1 protein-coding gene is annotated in these 2,384 nt (G+C 56.5%); it reads right to left on the bottom strand.

Annotation, left to right across the window (positions count from 1 at the left end):
• Positions 1 to 125: 125 nt before the first annotated feature.
• Positions 126 to 2,357: a dynamin family protein gene (locus B2899_RS05970; protein ID WP_414631749.1), complete on the bottom strand. Its 2,232-nt coding sequence runs from the start codon at positions 2,355 to 2,357 to the stop codon at positions 126 to 128.
• Positions 2,358 to 2,384 lie beyond the last annotated feature (27 nt).

Genomic DNA, 2,384 nt, shown 5'->3' on the forward strand with positions numbered 1-2,384 from the left:
TCTTTCTCTCCTTCTTTCCTCATAATTTTCACAGAAAAAAAAGCCCTGCTGACAGGGCTAAAGTTCAGCCAGCTAACTACCGCAGTAGAATAGCTGAAAAGGGGGCATCATTTATATTGTTTATTTTACTTTCGACGCGTTTGGTAGATCGCCCGCACCGCCTCATACGCTGCATCCAGGGCCGCCATATCCCCCGATGCGGTCAATGCGGCCAGCTTCCCGGTAAAGTATTCGTCCACCTGCCTGACCCATTTCTGGCGCAGCCGCTGTACTTCTCTGTCAAACATCGGAAGATATGCATCTTTCAGTTGCTTTTCACAGGCGGAGACATACTCGCTGACCGGACCCCGCAGCCGGGCCTCCAGGTCATCGCGCAGCTTCATATTGCCTCCCTCCGTAAAAAACGTTGCCCGGTTTTTATACGGGGCCAGCAGGTCCGCAAACACCGTGGCATTCCATTCATGCAATCCGGGCACAAACGAAGGCGTCTCATACTCCAGCGCCTCGTACCCGGCGAGCGCAATATTCTCGTCAAGCGCACGCAGTTCGTTTTCCGTCCGGCGGTGTATGCCTGCAAGCGTACGTTCCAGGAAGGTTTCGATCCGAAGCGAGGTCGCCCGCATTTCCTGAGCCAGGTCGAATGCGACGAAGCGGATAATTTCATTGGTATACCGGCGCAGCAACGTCTGCATCTCTTCCTGCTCATCGGCAAATGCCGGCACATTGATGATAGCTTTAAACTCGTCGAAATATCGGTAGAAGACCCGCTGCTTTACATAGTACACAAGTTCCTCGATCTCCTGCGCCACAAGGCCGCGCTCGATATCCGTATCCACCTCTTCTATTGCTGTGCCGGAAGCAAGACGAGCCGCCTTTGCCTGTTCTTCTTTGCGCCTGCGCTCTCCCTCTTCTGTCCGCGCCTCCGTGCGCCATGCCTCCAGTACACGCAGGGCGCGCCCGATGTCTTCGTAGGCCGACGCCACTGCCGCGCCGACCAACTCTTCCGTCACAAACGCCCGAAAATCCTCTTCAAACAGCGTAATGCCGGAGAAAAAGCGCCCTTCCGCACTCTCCGGTGGCGGCGTATCGGGTGGAGTGCCCGTCAGCTTACGGTAGAGGGCTGCTTCGTCTTCGGACAGCCTCCCCTGTGCGAGACGAGCCGCCAGCAGCCCGATCTGGCTAGAGACCGGATACAGCCGTGCTTCCCGAATCCCACAGGCAAGCAGATTGCGCTCCACATGCCTAAGCACATCGTCAATTTCCGCCTCCGAGGCGGCCAGGTCGGCGGCGTTGACGATAAAAAACATTTTATCCCGCGCAAAGTACTCCTTAACCCGGCCTAACTGAATCAAAAACTCACGGTCCGCACGCGAAAAAGCATGGTTATAATAGGTGACAAACACAACCGCATCCGCATGTTTAATATGCTCGAACGCCACCTCGGTATGCCGCGCGTTCATCGAACCTGCGCCCGGCGTATCAATGAGAATGACACCCTGGCGCGTCAGCGGTCCGTCATAATACAGCAGCACCCGCTCAACGAAGCATGCCCGCTCCTCGACAGCGACAAACAGCGACAGCTCCTCCATCGTAACCGTCCGTTCCTCTCCGAATTGGCCGCGCATGTCGGACAGGCCGTTCCGCACGGCTTCCAAGAAGAACAATTGCTCATCCCGCAACAGCTCCAGCGGGTCGCGGAGCTCTTCCTCTTCTTCTTCCTCTTCCTTCCTTTCTGTTTTCTTTCCGGCATCGGGGTTCGTCTGCTCCAGCGCTTCCCGGCGCGCTTTCTCCGCTTCTTTTTCCTGCTGCTCGCGCACAATACGCGCATGCTCATCAAGAAGTGCTTCCAGCTCGGCGAAGGAAGCCACCTTCTGTTCCGCAATCTCAAGCGCCTGATTCACGTCAGCCAGCACTTGTTCTTTCCGTTTGAACTGAACAAGCACCGTCCCGTGCGGTCTTTCTTCCGTCGGCGGCAGCACATGGTTAATCGCTGCGGTCGTCGGATGCGGCGAGACCGGAAGCACGGCATCTCCCAATAATGCATTGGCAAACGACGACTTGCCCGCACTGAATGCGCCGAACAAAGCAATGGTATACTGCTGTCGTTTCATCCGCTGTGCACGGGAGACAAGCTCCTGCACCATACCGCGAAATCCTGGAAAGACCTGCAGCTGGCAGGCGCTTTGCTCCAGCGCTTCAATTGCAGGGCGTGCCTGTTTGCGCATGTCTCCGGCTGTCACCTGACGAGGCCGTCGGCGTTTTGCCTGCTTACGTCCGATATGGACGCGCGGCACCTGCCGTACCGTGCGCTTTTCTTCTCCAATATCCTGGAACGCGCATGGCGATTCCTCCTCCATCTCCTCTACAGAAAATTCCTCTTCCGA

This window comes from Aneurinibacillus sp. UBA3580 (assembly GCF_002375825.1).
GTDB lineage: Bacteria > Bacillota > Bacilli > Aneurinibacillales > Aneurinibacillaceae > Aneurinibacillus > Aneurinibacillus danicus.